Annotated in this window: 10 protein-coding genes; 6 read left to right on the top strand and 4 right to left on the bottom strand. The window is 68.6% G+C overall.

Features of this window, described 5'->3' with window-relative positions:
- Positions 1–170: 170 nt before the first annotated feature.
- From LGR44_RS05250 to LGR44_RS05240, 3 genes are all read left to right on the top strand, one after another.
- Complete coding sequence (locus LGR44_RS05250; protein WP_226738012.1) at positions 171–953, top strand: Bax inhibitor-1/YccA family protein; 783 nt, start codon at positions 171–173, stop codon at positions 951–953.
- Between the two features lie 97 nt (positions 954–1050).
- Positions 1051–1587 carry a GNAT family N-acetyltransferase gene (locus tag LGR44_RS05245; protein WP_226738010.1) on the top strand — a complete coding sequence of 179 codons (537 nt, stop codon included), beginning with the start codon at positions 1051–1053 and terminating at the stop codon, positions 1585–1587.
- 9 nt (positions 1588–1596) lie between these two features.
- Positions 1597–2844: an MFS transporter gene (locus LGR44_RS05240; RefSeq protein WP_226738007.1), complete on the top strand. Its 1248-nt coding sequence runs from the start codon at positions 1597–1599 to the stop codon at positions 2842–2844.
- On the opposite strand, the gene LGR44_RS05235 is transcribed toward LGR44_RS05240, so the two are convergent.
- Positions 2845–3225: a DUF2794 domain-containing protein gene (locus LGR44_RS05235; RefSeq protein ID WP_226738005.1), complete on the bottom strand. Its 381-nt coding sequence runs from the start codon at positions 3223–3225 to the stop codon at positions 2845–2847. It lies immediately after the preceding gene.
- Positions 3226–3697: 472 nt separating this feature from the next.
- Between LGR44_RS05235 and LGR44_RS05230 the strand changes: the two genes are divergently transcribed.
- The 3 genes from LGR44_RS05230 to LGR44_RS05220 all read left to right on the top strand — a co-directional run bounded on the left by LGR44_RS05230 (position 3698) and on the right by LGR44_RS05220 (position 11403).
- Positions 3698–8533, top strand: coding sequence for an NAD-glutamate dehydrogenase (locus LGR44_RS05230; RefSeq protein WP_226738003.1), 4836 nt, complete (start codon positions 3698–3700; stop codon positions 8531–8533).
- An 81-nt stretch (positions 8534–8614) separates the two neighbouring features.
- Complete coding sequence (locus LGR44_RS05225; protein WP_404809903.1) at positions 8615–10036, top strand: MFS transporter; 1422 nt, start codon at positions 8615–8617, stop codon at positions 10034–10036.
- Positions 10037–10110: 74 nt separating this feature from the next.
- Positions 10111–11403 (top strand): M10 family metallopeptidase C-terminal domain-containing protein, encoded by a 1293-nt coding sequence (locus LGR44_RS05220; RefSeq protein WP_226738001.1) that lies wholly within the window; start codon positions 10111–10113, stop codon positions 11401–11403.
- Between the two features lie 7 nt (positions 11404–11410).
- Here the strand turns inward: LGR44_RS05220 and LGR44_RS05215 are convergent, their stop codons facing one another.
- The 3 genes from LGR44_RS05215 to LGR44_RS05205 all read right to left on the bottom strand — a co-directional run bounded on the left by LGR44_RS05215 (position 11411) and on the right by LGR44_RS05205 (position 15224).
- A complete protein-coding gene (locus tag LGR44_RS05215) occupies positions 11411–11731 on the bottom strand; it encodes a heavy metal-binding domain-containing protein (protein ID WP_226737998.1) in 321 nt (106 codons plus the stop codon).
- Between the two features lie 43 nt (positions 11732–11774).
- Complete coding sequence (gene purH / locus LGR44_RS05210) at positions 11775–13367, bottom strand: bifunctional phosphoribosylaminoimidazolecarboxamide formyltransferase/IMP cyclohydrolase (protein ID WP_226737996.1); 1593 nt, start codon at positions 13365–13367, stop codon at positions 11775–11777.
- Between the two features lie 93 nt (positions 13368–13460).
- Complete coding sequence (locus LGR44_RS05205) at positions 13461–15224, bottom strand: heparinase II/III family protein (protein ID WP_226737993.1); 1764 nt, start codon at positions 15222–15224, stop codon at positions 13461–13463.
- Between the last annotated feature and the right edge of the window lie 75 nt (positions 15225–15299).

Genomic DNA, 15299 nt, shown 5'->3' with positions numbered 1-15299 from the left:
AGGAGCAGCAACTCTGCTGCTTTCACGAAGGCTTGAAGCTTGACCTTCCCCCTTGCGGAAGCGGGCCCGACCTCTCATATTCTGGTCGTCGCCGGGAATGCGGCGACCGGGGGCTGACTTCCCAGCCTTTCCGAGGGAACATCGACGGGACACCGTGAGAAAGGACTCCGATGCAACCGTATGAGCAAAACCAATACGCCACTGGCACCGGCTTTGCCCGGACGGCAGCACAGGTCGATCAGGGCCTGCGCGCCTTCATGCTCGGCGTCTACAACAACATGATCCTGGGCCTGGCCATCTCGGCTCTGGTGGCTCTTGGCGTGAACATGCTCGCCACGACGAGCGATCCGTCTCAGGCGGTCGCCCGGATCGGCAGCATCGGCCTGACCCAGTTCGGCGTGACTCTCTACACCACGCCGCTGATGTGGATTGTGGCGCTGGCGCCTCTGGCCTTCATCTTCTTCTTCTCGTTCCGGATGGACCGGATGAGCGCCGCGTCGGCGCGCGGCACCTTCTTCGCTTTTGCTGCGGTGATGGGCGCCTCGCTCTCGACGATCCTCATCCGCTACACCGGCGCGAGCGTCGTCCAGGTGTTCTTCATCACGGCGGCGGCCTTCGGCTCGCTGTCCCTGTGGGGCTACACCACCAACCGCAGCCTGTCGGGCATGGGCTCGTTCCTGATCATGGGCCTCGTCGGCCTGATCCTGGCTTCGATCGTCAACATCTTCCTCGTGTCGAGCGCGCTGCAGTTCGGCATCTCGGTGATCGGCGTTCTGATCTTCGCGGGCCTCACCGCCTACGACACGCAGAAGCTGAAGGAGATGTACCTTTACGGCAACTTCGACTCCGAAGCGGCCGCCAAGGTCTCCGTGTTCGGCGCCCTGACGCTGTACCTGGACTTCATCAACATGTTCCAGTTCCTGCTCGCCCTCGTGGGCAACCGCAACGAGTAAGAACGGCGAACCTGACGGTTCCAAGGAGCCCCGGCCGAAAGGCCGGGGCTTTTTTCATGGCCGTTGCGCGCCGCAAAGCGCGGCAGTAGGAGAGGGTATGAGCCTCCTCGTCCGCCCCTCCCGCGATTCCGACCTGCCCCGCATCGCCGCGATCTACGCCCATGCGGTGAGGCACGGCACGGCCTCGTTCGAGCTCGACCCGCCGGACGAGGCGGAGATGGCCCGGCGCCGGGCCGCGCTGCTCGACGGCGGCTTTCCCTATCTCGTGGCCGAACGGGACGGCGCCGTTCTCGGCTATGCCTATGCGGGGCCCTACCGGGTGCGTCCGGCCTACCGCTCCACGGTGGAGGACTCGATCTACATCGATCCCGCGGCGCAGGGGCAGGGCGTCGGGCGCAGGCTCCTCGAAGCGCTGATCGGCGAATGCGAGGCGCGGGATTTCCGCCTCATGGTGGCGGTGATCGGAGACGAGGAATCCCACGGCTCCATCGGGCTGCATGCGAGCCTCGGCTTCGCGCCGGTCGGCGTCTTCAAGGGCATCGGCTACAAGCATGGACGCTGGCTCTCCAGCGTTCTCATGCAGCGCCCCCTCGGCCCCGGCACCGCGCAGCCGCCCACGCGCCCCGTCGCCTGAGGCGCTCCCGTGTTCGCGGCCCTCATCCGCCGGCCGAGCGGCGGCCTCTGGGACAATCCCGATTTCCTGCGCCTGTGGGCGGCCCAGAGCCTGTCCGCCGTCGGCGCCCGCTTCACCCGGGAGGGCCTGCCGATCATCGCGGCCCTGACGCTCGGCGCCTCCGCGACCGATCTCGGGCTCCTCGTCGCCCTGAGCATGGTGCCGGGGGTGGCCTTGAGCCCCTTCGTCGGCGCCTGGATCGACAGGACGCGCCGCCGCCGCGTGCTCATCATGGCCGATCTGGTCCGGGCCGCCGCTCTCATGACCCTGCCGGTCATGGCCTGGTTCGGGGCCATCACCATCGGCCAGATCATCGGCGTCGCGACCGTGGTCGCCCTCTTTTCGATGATCTTCCAGACGGCGGACAACGCCTATCTGCCCACGGTCGTGGAGCGCGACCAGCTCCTCGAAGGAAACGCGAAGCTCGCTACCACCGACGCGGTGGCGGAGATCGCCGGTCCGGCCCTGGCGGGCGTGCTCATCCAGCTCCTGACGGCGCCCTTCGCCATCCTGGCGGACGCTCTGTCCTATCTCTGGTCCGCCGCGCTCCTGGGCAGCATCAAGCGGCCCGAGGCGCCGCTCGCGACGGGCGAGACGGCGCCGGACATCTGGCGGGAGACCGCCGAGGGCATGCGCTTCGTGTTCGCGCACCCGACCCTGCGGCCGCTGACGCTCTGTCTGGCGACGCTGGCCTTCTTCCTCAGCTTCTTCGCGCCGCTCTACGTGCTCTATGCGGTGCGCGATCTCGGCATCGAGCCCGCCGTTCTCGGCTTCATCGTGGCTTTCGGCGGCCTCAGCGCCTTGGTCGGGGCGCGCTTCGCGGCGGCGGCGGGGGCGCGCTTTCCCGCCCGCAGGCTCCTGATCGGGGCGCTTCTGGCCTATGGGGTGGTGATCTGCTTCATTCCCCTGGCGCAGGGGCCGCTCTGGCTCGCGGTGGCGCTGCTCGTCACGGCGCAGATCTTCGGCGACGGTCTCTACGTGCTGTTCCACACCAACGCGGTCGCCCTGCGCCAGCGGGTGACGCCCGATGCCCTGCGCGGGCGCGAGGGCGGGACCCTGCATCTTTTGACCGGCGGGCTCGGCCTCGTCGCCGCGCTCACGGCAGGGCTCATCGCCGACCGGATCGGCATCCGGCCCGTGCTGTGGACGGGCGCCGCCGGCGTGTTCGCATCGACCCTCTGGCTGCTCGCGCTGCCCGCGAGGGCGGAGGACGCCTGATCAGGAGACGACCTTCAGCTTCTTGTCGAGCACGTTGAGCACCCGGTCGAGCTCGTGCCCGCGCTTGAGGATCAGGCCCGACGAGACGATGACCGAATAGGCGCCCTGCTTCTTGGCGAGCTTCGGATCCTTCTCGATCCGGTAGAGGGGCACCTCGGAGGTGCGCCGGTAGATGGAGAAGACCGCCTTGTCGGCCAGGAAGTCGATGGCGTAGTCCCGCCACTCGCCTTCCGCAACCTTGCGGCCGTAGAGATTGAGGATGGTCTGAAGTTCGGCCCGGTTGAAGGAAACCTGTTTCTGCGCGGCGGGGAAGGGGAGGACCTGGGCCGAGCCGTGGCCGGTGCCGCCGCGCGACGTCTCTGAGATGTCGCCTTCGCTCATGATGCCTCCTGTGTGACGCCTCTTCATCCCTGATGATGGGTACGAGACAGCATCCGATCAACCCGTTAACGGGCGATAACTCACGCCTTCGTCAGGCGAATCTTATTGTTGCCGTAATCGTGCCGTTACGTGGCCCCACTAGATGTTGATGCTTCTAGTGTTGCCTCGACGGCCCGGCTCTCTTGACCGCCTCGGACACGTCAGCCCCCCAGCCCTCCGGGACGATTCGGCGGGCCGGGCCACTTCTACAAGTCGAGATCAGCAGCCGCCTTCGGGCGGCTTTCTTTTTGCCCTGATCGCTCTTTCCCCTTCGTCACGACAGAAATCTGCCCCAAAGAGGGATCGGACAGCCTAACCGGTCGTTTTCCATCGGAGGCCGGCGCTCTCGTGTGCAGAACGACCGGCTTCGGTTGCGCGGTCCCCCGGTCTGTGGCAACGCTCCCCCAACGATCATAAGCGAGAGGGTGCGCGCATGAAGCTGGAAACGCCGACCAGCGGAAGCGAATTGACGGCCGAGGCCGTCGCCGTCCTAGAGGCCGGGCACAGGCCCATTCCATCGACCTTCCTGCAGGATCTGTTCGGGCGCGTGCCGACCGAGGATCTCGCGGCCTATTCCCCAACGGCACTCGCGGATCTCGCGTCCGAGGCCTACGAACACCTGAAGGCTCCCCGCGCCGGCGGCTCGGCGGATGTCCGCCTCATCGATCTCGAAGTGGAGCGCAGCGGGCGCCGCCGGGACGTGACGATCCTCGAGATCGTCAACGACAACATGCCCTTCCTGCTCGATTCCACCCTCGCCGAGATCGTCGACGAGGGCCACGATCCGCTTCTCGTGGCCCACCCGATCCTGGCCGTCGAGCGGGATGCGAACGGTGCCCTCATCCGCCTCGTCGGCGAGGCCACGGCCTCCACGCGCGTCGGCGTGAAGCGCGAAAGCTTCATCCACATCCACCTGCCGCGCATCGACGATGCGGAAGCGCGCGAGCGCCTGCTGGACGCCATGCGCCGGGTCCACAAGGACGTGGCCCTGGCGGTGCATGACTGGCCGGGCATGCGCGCCCGCGTCACCGAGATCGTCCACAATTACCGCCTTCACCCGCCGCCGCTGCCGGACGACGAGGTGAAGGAGGCCATCGCCTTCCTCGACTGGATCGCCCGCGACAACTTCACCTTCCTGGGCATCCGCGAGTATCGCCTCCCGGCCGGCGACACCGCCGCCGATCCGGTCGAGGGCTCGGGCCTCGGGCTCTTGCGCGACCCGTCCGTGCGCGTGCTCCGGCGCGGGCGCGAGCTCGTGGCGATGACGCCGGAGATCCGCGCCTTCCTGGCGCGCCCGAAGGCGCTCATCATCGCCAAGGCCAACGTGAAGTCCCGGGTCCACCGCCGGGCCCATCTCGACTATATCGGCGTCAAGCTCTTCGACGGCGACGGACATCTGCAGGGCGAATTGCGCATCGTCGGCCTCTTCACCGCGAGCGCCTATACCAGCGCCGCAAGCGAGGTTCCGCATCTGCGCCACAAGGTGGCCAAGGTGATCGCCCGCGCGGGCTTCGACCCGTCGAGCTATGCCGGCCGCGGCCTGCTGAACGTGCTCGAGAATTATCCGCGCGACGAGCTGTTCCAGATCGACGAGGAAACGCTCTACCGCTTCGCCATCGACATCATGAACCTGTCGGAGCGCCCGCGGGTGCGGGCGCTGGCGCGGGTGGACGAGTTCGACCGCTTCGTGTCCGTGCTCGTCTTCGTGCCCAAGGACCGCTACGACACCTACGCCCGGCGCCGGATCGGGGAGTTCCTGGCCCGGGTGTTCGAGGGCCGCGTCTCGGCCTCCTATCCGGCCTATCCCGAGGGGCCGCTGGCGCGCACGCATTTCATCATCGGCCGCGACGAGGGCGAGACCCCCAGCGTGTCGCGCGAGTCCCTGGAAGAGGGCATTTCCAGCATCGTCCGCACCTGGGCCGACGCCCTGCGCGACGAGCTGACCGAGGCCATCGGCGGCGCCCGCGCCCGCGCCCTGGCGACCCGCTATGCGGATGCGTTCAGCGCCGCCTACCGGGAGGCCTTCAGCGCCGAGCACGCCATCGCGGACGTGAGCATCCTGGAGCAGCTCTCCGAGGCGCGTCCGCGCGCCGTGGATCTCTACCGGCGCGAGGCCGACAACGAGACCCGCGTGAACCTGAAGGTTTTCTCGCGCAACATGGCGCTGCCGCTCTCCGAGCGCGTGCCCCTGCTGGAAAACCTCGGCTTCCGCGTCGTCAACGAGAGAACCTACCGGGTCGTCTCCACCGGTGTGTCCGGCATGGACCGGGTCTGGCTCCACGACATGACCCTGGAGCGCGCCTCCGGCGGCGCCATCAACATCAACGAGATCCAGGAGCTGATCGAGGCGGCGCTGCTCGCCCTGTTCAGGGGCTTGGCCGAATCCGACGGCTTCAACCGCCTCGTGCTCGAGGCCGGCCTCGGCTGGCGCGACGTGTCGATGATGCGGGCCCTCGGCCGCTACCTGCGCCAGGTCCAGATCCCCTATGCCCAGGACTACCTGGCCGAGACGCTCGCGCGCCACAGCGCCATCGCCACCAGGATCGTCGAGCTGTTCTACGCGCGCTTCGACCCGCGCATCGAGGATGCGCAGGCCCGCGCCGCGTCCGAGACCGAGATCCGCGCCGCCATCGAGGACCAGCTCAAGAACGTCACGAGCCTGGACGACGATCGCATCCTGCGCCGCTTCATCAATCTCGTCGAGGCGGCCGCCCGCACCAACTTCTTCCAGCTCGAAGGCAACGGCCTGCCGCGCCAGACCATCGCGTTCAAGTTCGAATGCGCCAAGGTGGAAGGTCTGCCGCTGCCGCGGCCGCTCTACGAGATCTTCGTCTATTCGCCCCGCGTCGAGGGCATCCATCTGCGCTTCGGCAAGGTCGCCCGCGGCGGCCTGCGCTGGTCCGACCGTCCGCAGGATTTCCGCACCGAGGTGCTGGGGCTCGTCAAGGCCCAGCAGGTGAAGAACGCCGTCATCGTGCCGGTCGGCGCCAAGGGCGGCTTCGTGCCCAAGCGCCTGCCGCCGCCGGGCGACCGGCAGGCCTGGCTGGCGGAGGGGACCGAGAGCTACCGCATCTTCGTGCGCACCATGCTGCAGCTTACCGACAACATCGTCGGCGACAGCCTGGTGCCGCCGCCGGACACCGTGCGCCACGACGGCGACGATCCGTATCTCGTGGTCGCGGCCGACAAGGGCACGGCCACCTTCTCCGACACGGCGAACGAGCTCTCCATCGAGAAGGGCCACTGGCTCGGCGACGCCTTCGCGTCCGGCGGCAGCCAGGGCTACGACCACAAGAAGATGGGCATCACCGCCCGCGGCGCGTGGGAGGCGGTCAAGCGCCATTTCCGCGAGATGGACGTGGACATCCAGTCCCAGCCCGTCACCGTGGCGGGCGTGGGCGACATGTCGGGCGACGTGTTCGGCAACGGCATGCTGCTGTCGCGCTGCCTCAAGCTCGTGGCCGCGTTCGACCATCGCGACATCTTCCTCGACCCGAACCCGGATCCGGACACCTCCTTCCTGGAGCGCCAGCGCCTGTTCGACCTGCCCCGTTCGAGCTGGCAGGATTACGACAAGGCGCTCATCTCGAAGGGCGGCGGCGTGTTCCCGCGCAGCGCGAAGTCGATCCCGCTCTCGGACGAGGTTCGCGCCCTGCTCGGCATCGACAAGGCGGCGGCGACGCCCGCCGAGGTGATGAGCGCGATCCTGAAGGCCGAGGTCGGCCTGCTCTGGTTCGGCGGCATCGGCACCTATATCCGCGCCTCGTCCGAAACCGACGAGCAGGTGGGCGATCGCGCCAACGACGCGATCCGCATCACCGGGGCGGACGTGCGCGCCAAGGTGATCGGCGAGGGCGCCAATCTCGGCGTCACCCAGCGCGGGCGCATCGAGGCGGCCCATGCGGGCGTTCGCCTGAACACGGACGCCATCGACAACTCGGCCGGCGTCAACACCTCCGACGTGGAGGTGAACATCAAGATCGGCCTGAGCCAGCCCGAGCGCGACGGCCGCCTCAGCGAGGCGGACCGCAACCGGCTCCTCGAGGACATGACCGACGAGGTCGCCAAGCTCGTCCTGCGCAACAACTACCTGCAGACCCTGGCCCTCTCCCTGTCGGAGCGGCGCGGCGCGGGCGATCTCGGCTTCGCGCGGCGGCTCATGCACATGCTGGAGGCGCAGGGGCGCCTCAACCGCACGGTGGAGTACCTGCCCGACGACGCGGTTCTGGCCGAGCGCGGGCGTCGCGGCGAGGGGCTGACGCGGCCCGAGCTGGCGGTGCTGCTCGCCTATGCCAAGCTCTCCCTGCACGACGAGCTCCTCGAGAGCCCGGTGCCGGACGATCCCTATCTCGGCAAGGAGCTGGAGCGCTATTTCCCGTCGGAGATGCGCGAGCGCTTCCCCGACGCCATCGCGAACCACCGCCTGCGGCGCGAGATCATCGCCACCCAGCTCGCCAACGCCATCATCAACCGGGGCGGGGCCACGATGATCGCCCGCCTGGTCGACCAGACCGGCGCCGACGCGCCCACCATCGCGGCGGCCTATGCGGCCACGCGCGATTCCTTCGGCCTGATCGAGATGAACGCCGCCATCGACGCCCTCGACGGCGTGGTGCCGGGCCAGCTCCAGCTCCGGCTCTACGGCGAGCTGCAGGACCTGATGATGAACCGGATCGTCTGGTTCATCCGCCATGTGGACTTCGCCAACCATTCCCTCGACGAGATCATCGGCATCTACCAGACCGGGATCGCGGAGGTGGAGCGCACCCTGGGCGAGACCCTCTCGCCCGAGGCCCGCGCCGAATGGGACGCGCGGACGCAGGCGCTCGTGGAGCAGGGCACGCCGGCGGATCTGGCGCGCCAGCTCGCCTCCCTGCCCGACCTCGTCGCCGCGCCGGACATCGTGCTGACGGCGCAGAAGACCGGCAAGCCGGTGATCGACATCGCCTGCACCCATTTCGCCATCGAGGCGGCCTTCCGGCTCGGCGCGCTCATCGGCGCCGCCCGGGAGATCAGCGTCAGCGACTATTTCGACCGGCTCGCCCTCGACCGGGCCATCGACGGCATCGCCACCGCCCACCGCAACCTCACGGCGGAAGTGGTGTCCCAGGACGTCTCCGGCGGCGAGGGCGTGCAGACCTGGAGCGAGAAGCGCGGCGCCGACGTGAACCGGATCCGGAACGCGGTGAACAACATCGTCTCGTCGGGTCTGACCCTGTCGAAGGTGACGGTGGCGGCAAGCCTCCTGGGCGATCTCGCAAAAGGCTGATATAGGCTCGGCTTCTCCCTCGAATTCTCGATCTTCCCGACCGCCCCGAGGGCGGCCGGGGAGGGGCTAGGAGCCTGTCCGTTGAACATTGGATCCCCTTCCCCAGCGACGACGGCGTCGCCACAGGCCGGGGACGATGCCAGCACCGCATCCGGCAGCGCCTCCCGCCCCGCCATTCTCGGCTGGCTGCTGTTCGACTGGGCCTGTCAGCCCTTCTTCACCCTCGTCACCACCTTCGTGTTCGCGCCCTATTTCGCGGCGGCCCTTGCGCCGGATCCGGTGGCGGGGCAGAGCCTGTGGGGCTTCGCGACCGCGGCGGCGGGGCTCGTCCTCGCGGTCCTGTCCCCGATCCTCGGCTCCATCGCCGACGCGACGGGTCCCAAGAAGCCCTGGATCGCGGTCTGCGGCCTCGTGCTCTTCGCCTCGTCCTGGATCCTCTGGCACGCGGCGCCGGGCGTGCCCCACGCCATCCCCATCGCGCTCGTGGGCTTTGCGGTCGGCACCGTGGCGGTCGAGGTCGCGGCGGTGTTCAACAACGCCATGATCCCGCATCTCGTGCCGCCGGAGCGGTTCGGGCGTCTCTCCGGTACCGGCTGGGCCATCGGCTATCTGGGCGGGCTCGTCTCGCTCGTGATCGTCCTGGGCTTCCTGGCCGCCAATCCCGAGACGGGCAGGACCTTCCTCGGCCTCGATCCTCTCTTCGGCCTCGATCCGGCCTCCCGCGAGGGCGACCGCGTCACCGGTCCGTTCTCGGCGATATGGTTCCTCGTCTTCATCCTGCCGCTCTTCCTCTTCACCCCCGACATCGCCCGCTCGACGCTCTCGCCCGGGGCGGCAATCCGCCAGGGACTGGCGCAGGTGCGCCGCACCATCGCCGATGCGCGCCGGCACCGGGGCCTCGTCCGGTTCCTCGTCGCCAACATGGTCTACCAGGATGCGCTGGTCGCGCTCTTCGCGTTCGGCGGCATCTACGGGGCAGGTGTCTTCGGCTGGCAGGCGGTGGAGCTCGGCGTCTTCGGCATCCTGCTCACCGTCACCGGGACCCTCGGCGCCCTGGTCGGCGGCAGGCTCGACGACCGCTTCGGCGCCAAGCCGGTGATCATGGGGTCGATCTGCGTTCTCGCCTTCGTGTGCCTCGGCGTCCTGTCGCTCGGCCGCGACCACATTTTCTTCGTCATCCCCACGGTTCCGGCCGAACCGGGAGACGGGCTCTACGGGAGCGCCCCGGAAAAGGTGTTCCTGGCGCTGGGCCTCGTCATCGGCTCGGTCGCGGGGCCGCTGCAGGCCTCGGCGCGCAGCATGTTGGCGCGTCTCGTTCCGGCCCAGGAGGCGGGGCGCTATTTCGGGCTCCTCGCCCTGTCGGGAAAGGTCACCTCGTTCCTGGCTCCCCTCGCGGTGGCGGTGGCGACCGACCTCTTCCAGACCCAGGCCGCAGGACCCGCCGTGCTGATCCTGTTCTATCTCGCCGGCGGATGGCTCCTGAGCGGCGTCCGCCGCGTCTGAAACATGACGAAAACGACACGTGAAATTAATCTCAACTAACGTATGGTAAGGCTTCTTCGCTCCGGAGCCTTCCGATGACACGACCCTCCACCTCCGAGTTCCTTCAGGCTTCCTTCTCGGTCTACACGCAGGGCGCCAAGTCGACCCTGCCGACCTTCCCCCCTCACGGCACGCCGTTGACCTCCCTCGACGTCGCCTCCGGCTTCTACGGCGCCGCCTTCCTGTCGGCTACCGGACAGGTGATCGTCGCCTTCGAGGGGACGGACATCGGAGGGTTCGAGGATCACAAGGAATTCGTCGCCGCCCAGATCCTGGCCGACGCCATGATCTACCGGGGCGACATTCCCCCCGCCTTCGACCGCGCCCTCGACTTCACGAAGAAGGTGGTCCAGTACGCGGCCAATCTGGGCATCTCCCGCGACGACATCTTCGTCACCGGTCATTCCCTCGGCGGCGGCGAGGCGGCCTATGTGGCGGCGCAGCTCGGCCTGGACGGCGAAACCTTCGGCGCCCCCGGCATTCCCGCGAGTTCGATCCCGCCCGGAGCCCCGCCGCTGACCAACTATGTCCAATGGGGCGATCCGGTCGGCAATTACAGCTGGCCGACCGTGTCCGAGAGCAACATCATCTTCAGCCACGACATCGTGCGCAACGGACCGCCCAGCTATATCGGCGCCTTCGAGGGCGCCCTCCTGCTCGACACCGCCAATTCCTTCTTCGCGCCGGGCTCCAGCGATACGCAGAAGACGGTCGGCCTCGGCCTTCTCGCCGACGCGGCATACAATTACCACCTGCTGACCCACTACATCGCGGCCCTGGACCCGGCCTTCGTCGGCATCGCGAAAGACTGGGTGCCCCAGATCAGCCAGGGGGAGCTGACCTCGCTGCTGGCGGGGGTTTTTGAGAATCCCAACGACTACAACGCGATCGTCCATGCCGGCGACGACCGCCTCAACGGCGGCAAGGGTCGCGATACGCTGAAAGGCTATGCCGGCGAGGACCGCCTGATGGGCGGGCGCGGGGCCGACAAGCTCTACGGCGGATCGGGCGCGGACGCCTTCGTGTTCAAGGCTCTCAGCCACAGCAAGGTTGCCGCGAGCGGCCGCGACACGATCTACGATTTCTCCAGCCGGCAGGGCGACAGGATCGACCTGAAGGCCATCGATGCCGACCGCGGCCAGAGCGGCAACCAGGCCTTCAGCTTCATCGGCGATTCCGAGTTCAGCGGCCGGTCCGGAGAACTGCGCTACGAGACGTTGAGCGCCGGCGTCAGGATCCACGGCGACGTGAACGGCGACGGCCTGTCGGACTTCGCCGTTACCCTGAAGGGTGTCTCCGCCCTGTCGAAGGGCGACTTCCTGCTCTGAGTGCCGGTCACTCCAGGGTGACGGCCGTGCCGTTGGCCGTCACCATCATCATGCCCTCGTTGGCGCCGATCGCGCCGTAATCGAGCTGCACGCCCACGATCGCGTGGGCGCCCAGGCGCTCGGCCTCGTCCATCATCTCGCGCAGGGCGGTGTCGCGCCCGTCCCGCAGGACCCGCTCGTAGGAACCCGAGCGTCCGCCGACCACATCGCGGATCGAGGCGAAGAAATCGCGGAAGACGTTGGCGCCGAAGATGGCCTCGCCGGTGACGATTCCCCGGTACGAGGCGATGCGGCGGCCCTCGACGGTGGGCGTGGTGGTGACGATCATCAGGATCTCCTTGTTGAGGATGATCCTGATGTAGGACGAGATGTCAGTGCCGGAAGTGGCGGTAGCCCGTGAACACCATGGCGAGGCCCGCCTCGTCGGCGGCGCGGATCACCTCCTCGTCGCGCATGGAGCCGCCGGGCTGGATCACCGCCGTGGCGCCGGCCTCCGCCGCCGCGAGCAGGCCGTCCGCGAAGGGGAAGAAGGCGTCCGACGCCACCACCGAGCCCTTGGCGAGGGTCTCGGGCAGCCCTGCGGCCTTCGCGGCCTCGGCGGCCTTCCAGGCGGCGATGCGCGAGGAATCGACCCGGCTCATCTGGCCGGCGCCGATGCCGACCGTCGCGCCGTCCTTGGCATACACGATGGCGTTCGACTTCACGTGCTTGGCGACCCGGAAGGCGAAGCGAAGATCGTCGAGCTCCCGGTCGCTGGGCGCGCGCTTCGTCACCACCTTCAGGTCCATGGCCTCGACCACCGCGTTGTCGCGCCCCTGGGCGAGGAAGCCGCCCGCGACGGTGCGAAGGGTCAGGCCCTCCTGGCGCGGATCGGGCAGGCCGCCGGCGAGCAGCAGGCGCAGGTTCTTCTTGGCGGCGACGATGGCGATGGCCTCCTCGCTGGCGTCGGGCGCGATGATCACCTCCGTGAAGATCTCGGTCATGGCGCGCGCGGCCTCCGCGTCGAGCGGACGGTTCATGGCGACGATGCCGCCGAAGGCCGAGACCGGGTCGCAGCGAAGCGCCTTCTCGTAGGCTTCCCGAAGGGTCGTGCCCTCCGCCACGCCGCAGGGATTGGCGTGCTTGACGATCACCACGGCGGCGGAGCGTTCCGGCAGGAACTCGGCCACGGCCTCGTAGGCCGCGTCGGTGTCGTTGATGTTGTTGTAGGAGAGCTGCTTGCCCTGCACCTGCCGGGCCGTCGCCACGCCCGGCCGGTTCTCAGGCGTGCGGTAGAAGGCGGCGGATTGATGCGGGTTCTCGCCGTAGCGCAGCACCTCGGCGATGGATCCGCCCAGCGCCCGGAAGGGCGGCGTCTCCTCACCGAGTTCCGCGGCGAGCCAGTTGGAGATCGCCGCGTCGTAGGCGGCGGTGCGGGCATAGGCCTTCTGGGCCAGGCGGCGGCGCAGGGTGAGGGTCACGGCGCCGTCCTGGGCGGCGAGGTCGTCGAGCACGGCGGCGTAATCCGCCTTGTCCACCACCACGGCCACGTCGCCGTGGTTCTTGGCGGCGGCGCGGATCATGGCGGGCCCGCCGATATCGATGTTCTCGATGCAGTCGTCGTAGGGCTTCTTCGCCGCCACCGTCGCCTCGAACGGATAGAGGTTCACCACCAGGAGGTCGATGGGATGGATGCCGTGGGCGAGCATCGCCGCCTGATGCTCCGGATTGGCCCGGATGCCGAGAAGGCCGCCATGGACCGCCGGATGGAGCGTCTTCACGCGTCCGTCCATCATTTCGGGGAAGCCGGTGACGTCGCTCACGTCCTTCACGGGCAGACCCGCCTCGGCGAGCGTCTTGTGCGTGCCGCCGGTGGAGACCAGCTCGATGCCGCGCTCGTGCAGGGCACGGGCGAAGTCGACGAGGTCGGTCTTGTCGGACACGGAAAGCAGGGCGCGCGTCACGCGCTTCGGATCGCTCGGCATGAGGGGGCCGCTCCATTCGGGTAGGATATGCGGGCGCGATAGCACGGCGGAACCCTGATGGGAACCGGAGCGGATCCCGGAAATGCGCCGATTTCAGAGGAGTTCCGGACCGGGCTCGGCCTGGGGCGGCTGCGGACTGAAGCTGCGCGCCAGGCGCTCGAAGCGCCAGCGGACGGAAGGTGTTTCGCTCGGCCGCAGGGCCAGAACGATCTGCTCCGTGCGCCTCATGCCTTCCGGCACGGCCAGGAAGGCGCTGTCCTCCACGAAGGCCTCGCCGGGGCTGACCGTGAACTGCCAGGCCTCGCGGTTCGGCAGGACCAGCATGACCACGCGGCCGCCCTGCGCGCGGCTCGCCTTGATGCCGGGTGCCAGGTGAAACCGGATGATGGCTTCGCGGGAGCTCACGCTCGTGCCCTCGCCCCAGAACACGTCCTCGCCCTCCAGCACCTCGCCGTCGGGATGGAACTGCCAGCGCCGCTCGTGGGTCAGACCGAAGCGGGCGCGGTAGCCGTCATGGCTCGCGTTGAGGAGCTGGACGTGATCGCGCTCGCTGCGTTCCGCCGTCACCTTCTGGGGGCCGTTGATGACCACGGGCCCGGTCCGGCGCAGCACCCAGGCCGCCACGCGCCTGTCGATCCAGTTCCCCTTCACGGCCACGATCTGGCAGGAGGACACGTCGTCGATGGAGGCGGTGGAATGCGCCACGGTCGAGCGCGCGGCCTGGATCACGGCCTCCGTGGCGATGCGCGGCGTGCCGCAATTCACCACGATGCGCTGCGCGCCGCTGGAGAACTCGAAGGAGAGGCAGCCGGCGCCCGCTTCCGCCGAGAGAGGCGTCGGCGGGGCCGGCCCCACATCGGCCACCAGCAGGGAACGCCCGGCTTCCAGGCGCTCGTAGCCGGAATGGGGCGCGTGGTGGATCGGCTGGCTGCGCATGTCGTCGTAGGTGAGGAGCGTCGCCAGATGGTCGGCCGCCGTCACGCCCATGCCGTTGAAATGCGAGAGGGTGCCGTCCCCGTGCCGGAACAGGCGCACCATCGGCAGCATCCGGTCGATGGCGTGGAGCAGCGCCTCGGGCGTATCGACCTCGCGGCTGGCATACATCTGGCGCAGGGGCAGAAGGTCGAACAGCAGCTCGACCACCAGGCGCGGATTGCGGCTCGCATGGCCTCCATCGGCGAGAATCTGGCGGTCGAGTTCCCGCGCCAGGAGGCGCGTCGAGCGCTTGAGCGTGCGTTCCAGGCCCTCGCAGCACAGGCCCGCATAGCACAGGGCGATGGCCGCCATGAGCTGCTCGAAGGGAAGCGCGCCGGACCGGACGCGGCGTTCCAGGTCGCGGACCGCCTGCCCCAGGATCCTCAGGAAGCGCTGGTAGAAGGCGTGGTCCGCCCCCTCCAGGATCAGCGGCGACTGGCTGATGAAGGACATGAGGCGGCGAGCGACGATCTGCGTCTCGCAGGCGGTGCGCTTGTCGCCCAGGCGCGATGTGACGAACTCGTCCACGAGGGAGCGGGCATTGGCCTGCGCCAGAGCGGTGCCGGCGGCGCGCAGATGCCTGAGCCAGCCGAAGCCGTAGAGCGCCTCGGCCCAGGCGCGGCTCGGCGGCACGAAGCTGAACGGCGAGCGCCCGCCCGTGGTGATGGCGCGGCCCGCAAAGGCGAAGAAGCCCGAATAGATGTCGGTGGCGATCGTCGGATCGGCCGTGCGCAGATCCTGCGGGGCGAACAGCAGCCGGTGCGGAACCGGCGTACTGAGCCGGAGCTTCGACAGGCTCCAGCCCATGGCTCCGCGCGTGGCGCGACCGGCCTCGCGCAATGCGAGACCGTATAACCGCCAGCGGTCGGGCCCGAAATCCACGCGTGGCGCTCCTCTTCTCATGCCGAATTCGACTGCAGCCTAAGGAAGGAGTTCCAGCTTTTTGGTTAACATCCG

The sequence above is a fragment of the Microvirga lenta genome, assembly GCF_020532555.1.
GTDB classification, from domain to species: domain Bacteria; phylum Pseudomonadota; class Alphaproteobacteria; order Rhizobiales; family Beijerinckiaceae; genus Microvirga; species Microvirga lenta.
Note: the sequence above shows the minus strand (reverse complement) of the source record. Positions and strands in the feature narration are given on the sequence as shown.